The organism is Polaromonas sp. (assembly GCF_031411155.1).
GTDB lineage: Bacteria > Pseudomonadota > Gammaproteobacteria > Burkholderiales > Burkholderiaceae_C > Polaromonas.
In genome coordinates, this window is the sequence record NZ_JANOAL010000182.1 from 1 (window position 1) to 4,106 (window position 4,106).

Consider the following 4,106-nt stretch of genomic DNA (forward strand, 5'->3'; position numbering starts at 1 on the left):
CGGCAGCAGGCGTGACAAGGCGAAGGCCAGCAGCCCCAGCGCGGCCAGGACGAGCCCCAGCCCCAGCAGCCATTTGCGGGCGCGTGTCATTGCAGCCGTGCTTTCATCACCATTTGTCACAGCGTAAGCGCGCGCACCCGCTGCCGTGGGCCGGGCAAGCGGCCTACCGGCTGTAGGCGCTCACCGTATAGTGGAGGCCTTGCCCCCGCAGTGCCCCGTCATCGCCCGTCAATACCCCCTCGACACCCCCTCAACACACTTTGCTGGAGCCCTCATGCGCATCTGGAAACAAGCCATCTCCGTCGACCTGCTGACCGCCTCCAACGTCAACACCGCCGTCACCCACCTGGGTATCGAGTTTCTGGAGGTCGGCGACGATTTCATCAGCGCCCGCGTGCCCGTCGACGCGCGCACGCTGCAGCCCTACGGCCTGCTGCATGGCGGGGTGTCGGTGGTGCTGGCCGAAACGCTGGGCTCCTGCGGTGCGCACTACGCCGCCCCCGAAGGCCACCGCGCCGTCGGGCTGGACATCAACGCCAACCACCTGCGCGGCAGCACCAGCGGCTGGGTCACCGGCATCACGCGCCCGGTGCACATAGGCCGCAGCACCCAGGTCTGGTCGATCGAGCTGCACAATGACGCCGGCGAGCTGACCTGCGTGTCGCGCCTTACCATGGCAGTTTTGCAGCCAAAATAAGCGCTGGCCCAAGTGTAGTGAGCGTATACAGCTATTGATTTAATAGCAATCGTATTTCACGCCTCTCGTTCAAGGCCGCAGCGGAACCGGCTATGCCGGGCCGCCAGCGGCGTCCCCTGCAAGGGGAGAGGCGGCTCCACGCAGTGAGCCGCAACAGGGGGGTTCACCCCTGCTTTGCCCTGCGCTCGCTCTTCCAGTAGACATCGTCGCCGCCGTTCATGCGGTTGAGCACGCGTGACAGCACAAACAGCAGGTCGCTCAGGCGGTTCAGGTACTGGCGCGGCGCGTCTTTCAGCGGCTCGGCGGCGCCCAGCGCCACCACGGCGCGTTCGGCGCGGCGCGCCACGGTGCGGCAGACATGGGCCAGCGCGGCGGCGCGCGAGCCGGCCGGCAGGATGAATTCGGCCAGGCGCGGCAGCCGGGCATTGTGTTCGGCCAGCGCGGCGTCGAGCTGGGCCACGGCTTCGGGCGTGAGCAGCTCAAAGCCCGGAATCGACAGCTCGCCGCCCAGGTTGAAGAGCTGGTGCTGCACCTCGACCAGCAGCTCGCGCACGCCAACCGGCATGTCCTCGCACAGCAGCAGGCCGATCTGCGAGTTCAGCTCGTCGACATCGCCCATGGCGTGCACGCGCAGGCTGTCTTTGGAAACGCGGGTGTTGTCGCCCAGCCCGGTGCTGCCGTTGTCGCCGGTGCGCGTGGCAATTTGTGAGAGTCGGTTGGCCATGGTGTGAAGTCCGTGCGGTGTGGTGAAGCAACCCGCAGGTTACATGAGGAAAGCAGATGTGCGCCGGTCACACCAGATGTCAGCGACGCAACATCCTGAAAAAGTACCCGCTTACTGTCGCCAAATGCGGTGCAATCAGGGTGTTTTCAACTTCAGCAAGCTTGTTTGACGAGTTGCCACGGATCATTTTATGTGTGCCCCTAAAACCACTTTGCCCTTGTTGCTGGCAGCCTTTTGCCTCGCCCTGGGCGCGGGCGTGGCGGCCCAGCCGTCGGCCACCGCCACCGCTCAGCCGCACGGCGCGGTGACCACCGCGGCAGCGGAGTCGCCGCCCGGCAAGGCGCCGCTGCGCCAGGTCGATGCCGCGTTTGCGCGCGCGGACAGCAACCACGACGGCAAGCTCAGCCGCAGCGAGGCCGAGCGCCTGCCGGCGATTTCGCTGCGTTTTGACCAGTTCGACCTCAACAAGGACCAGTTCCTGTCACGCGAGGAGTTTGACAACGCGCTGACGCATTGAGGCGCGCCCACAAAAAAGCCTCCGCGACGGGAGGCTTTTGGCTTGGGGCGTGGGCCTCAAGGCGGGCCTTGGCCCGCTTTTTCGCCAACGATCAGCCCTTGCTGGCTTTGCTGGCAGGGAAGAACGCGAACGCGCTGTCGCTGTCCAGGCGATCCAGCTCGCCGCTGGCACGGGCGGCGGACGCCTCGTTGCGCACCTGGACGCGGCTCACGCCCGAGGTACCGGTCTGGGTGAAGAACACCGCATAGCTGTCGCTCTCCAGCGCGGCGTATTGGCCATTGCCGCGGGCGGCCTGCAGTTCAGCCACGACGTCGGCGCGGGCCTTGGCCGTGCCGCCGGCCGTGACGAAGGGCGACTGGCGGTTGGTTTTGGCCAGCAGCGCGGCCTGGTCCGAGGTCAGGGCCTGCTCGGCAAAGACCGGCTGGGCCATGGCGCCACCGGCGGCAAAAGCGGAAGCGGCGATCACGAGGGCAGAGGCGAGTTTGGTATTCAACATGAAATTTCCTTTAAAAATGAAGTTAATTTCTGGGCGACGGGGGAAAAGGTTTTTCTCGGGTGTCCAGCCTCGATGCGGCGTCTTGTTTGGCTGTCGTCTCATCGATGGGTGAACTTTAAAACGCCTGATTGATAAGAAAAATAGCTTTGCCGCGAATAGTGAATTACGATTTTTATAACAATCCGGGGCTTGAAATCCCCGCCTGCGCCCCGGGGCGCCATCACCAGACGTTCAAACGCGCGGAAAAGTGCTCTTGCGCTGCATCAGGTCATGCCGCGCAAACAGCTCGGCCACCCAGTCGACAAACACCCGCACCTTGTTGCTGAGGTGGCGGTTGGGCGGATAGACCACATGCACCGGCACCGGCTCGGACTGCCACTGCGGCCGCAGCGGCTCCAGCGCGCCGCTGCTGATATGGGCCTGCACCAGAAAGCTGGGGGCGTGCACAATGCCCAGCCCGGCCAGCCCGGCGGCCACGTAGGCGTTGGCATCGTTGACCGACACCACATAGCGGCCCATCACCTTGTAGGGCTGGCCCTCGTCATCGAAATCAATCGGCGACAGCTGGCCCGACTGGACCGAGAAAAAGCCCACCACGGTGTGGCCGTTTTCGATGTCGCGCGCCTGGCGCGGCATGCCATGGCGCTTGAGGTAGTCCGGGCTGGCGCAGGCCATCAAGTGGATTTCGCCGACGTGGCGGGCCACCAGCGACTGGTCGTGCAGCAGCCCGGCCCGGATCGCGCAGTCGATGTTGTCGCCGATCAGGTCGACGCGGCGGTCGCCCACGCCCAGATCAATCTGGATGTCGGGGTAGCGCGCGTGAAACTTGGGCAGGGCCGGAATAATGACGGCCAGTGCCAGCGCCGCCGGCATCACCACCTTGAGCCGCCCGCGCGGGCTGGCCTTGGCGCGCATCATGCTCGACTCCAGCTCGTCCACTTCGCCCAGCAGGGCCGACACCCGCTCGTAGTAGGCCGAGCCTTCGGGCGTGGGCGTGACGCGGCGCGTGGTGCGGTTCAGCAGCTTGACATCGAGCTGCTTTTCCAGCGCCTGGATCATGCGGGTGACCGACGGTTTGGGCAGGTCCATCGATTCGGCCGCCTTGGTGAAGGTGCCGGCCTCCACCACCCGCACAAAAGCCTGCATGGCGATCAGCTTGTTCACTCCATCTCCCCGTGGCGGGCCATGGCCCGATTTGCAAGCTGTCCATTATTCACCGCCACGCCGTAAACTGTGCGGCAACCCCTTCTCAAGCTTCGGAGCCCGCCATGAACGCCCCCCTGCCCGACCCTTTGCTGCCCGGCATTGCCCAGCGCGACACCCCCGCCGCCCTGCTAGCTGCGCTGAAGGCCCGTTTTGCCGAACGCTGCTCGACCGCGCTGGTGGTGCGCGAGCAGCACGGGCGCGACGAGTCCTCGTTTGCCGCGCCGCCACCGGCCGCCGTGGTGTTTGCCGAAAGCACGCGGGACGTGGCCGATGCGGTGGCGCTGGCCGGCCAGTACGGCGTGCCGGTGATTCCGTTCGGCGTCGGCACCTCGCTCGAAGGCCATTTGCTGGCGGTGCAGGGCGGCATCAGCATCGACCTGGGCCGCATGAACCGCGTGCTGCAGATCAACGCCGAGGATCTGACCGTGACGGTGCAGCCCGGCGTGACGCGCAAGCAGCTCAATGA

6 protein-coding genes are annotated in these 4,106 nt (G+C 65.7%); 3 read left to right on the forward strand and 3 right to left on the reverse strand.

What is annotated here, in order from left to right:
* Positions 1-274: 274 nt before the first annotated feature.
* A complete protein-coding gene (locus tag RMO23_RS11595) occupies positions 275-697 on the forward strand; it encodes a hotdog fold thioesterase (RefSeq protein ID WP_309681613.1) in 423 nt (140 codons plus the stop codon).
* Between the two features lie 163 nt (positions 698-860).
* On the opposite strand, the gene RMO23_RS11600 is transcribed toward RMO23_RS11595, so the two are convergent.
* Complete coding sequence (locus RMO23_RS11600; RefSeq protein ID WP_309681615.1) at positions 861-1,421, reverse strand: cob(I)yrinic acid a,c-diamide adenosyltransferase; 561 nt, start codon at positions 1,419-1,421, stop codon at positions 861-863.
* Between the two features lie 190 nt (positions 1,422-1,611).
* Between RMO23_RS11600 and RMO23_RS11605 the strand changes: the two genes are divergently transcribed.
* Complete coding sequence (locus tag RMO23_RS11605; protein WP_309681617.1) at positions 1,612-1,938, forward strand: EF-hand domain-containing protein; 327 nt, start codon at positions 1,612-1,614, stop codon at positions 1,936-1,938.
* Positions 1,939-2,029: 91 nt separating this feature from the next.
* On the opposite strand, the gene RMO23_RS11610 is transcribed toward RMO23_RS11605, so the two are convergent.
* Entirely contained in the window at positions 2,030-2,434 is a 405-nt protein-coding gene (locus RMO23_RS11610; RefSeq protein ID WP_309681619.1) for a hypothetical protein, read from the reverse strand.
* A 231-nt stretch (positions 2,435-2,665) separates the two neighbouring features.
* Complete coding sequence (locus RMO23_RS11615; protein WP_309681621.1) at positions 2,666-3,598, reverse strand: LysR family transcriptional regulator; 933 nt, start codon at positions 3,596-3,598, stop codon at positions 2,666-2,668.
* A gap of 104 nt (positions 3,599-3,702) precedes the next feature.
* Here RMO23_RS11615 and RMO23_RS11620 point away from each other — a divergent pair.
* Positions 3,703-4,106 (forward strand): FAD-binding oxidoreductase (locus tag RMO23_RS11620; protein ID WP_309681623.1); only part of this gene is annotated, 404 nt, incomplete at its 3' end.

What these genes read in the sequence shown, in the direction of transcription:
- RMO23_RS11600 (WP_309681615.1), bottom strand. Translation starts at nt 1,421, where the DNA reads ATGGCCAACCGACTCTCACAAATTGCCACGCGCACCGGCGACAACGGC.
- RMO23_RS11595 (WP_309681613.1), top strand. Translation starts at nt 275, where the DNA reads ATGCGCATCTGGAAACAAGCCATCTCCGTCGACCTGCTGACCGCCTCC.
- RMO23_RS11610 (WP_309681619.1), bottom strand. Translation starts at nt 2,434, where the DNA reads ATGTTGAATACCAAACTCGCCTCTGCCCTCGTGATCGCCGCTTCCGCT.
- RMO23_RS11605 (WP_309681617.1), top strand. Translation starts at nt 1,612, where the DNA reads ATGTGTGCCCCTAAAACCACTTTGCCCTTGTTGCTGGCAGCCTTTTGC.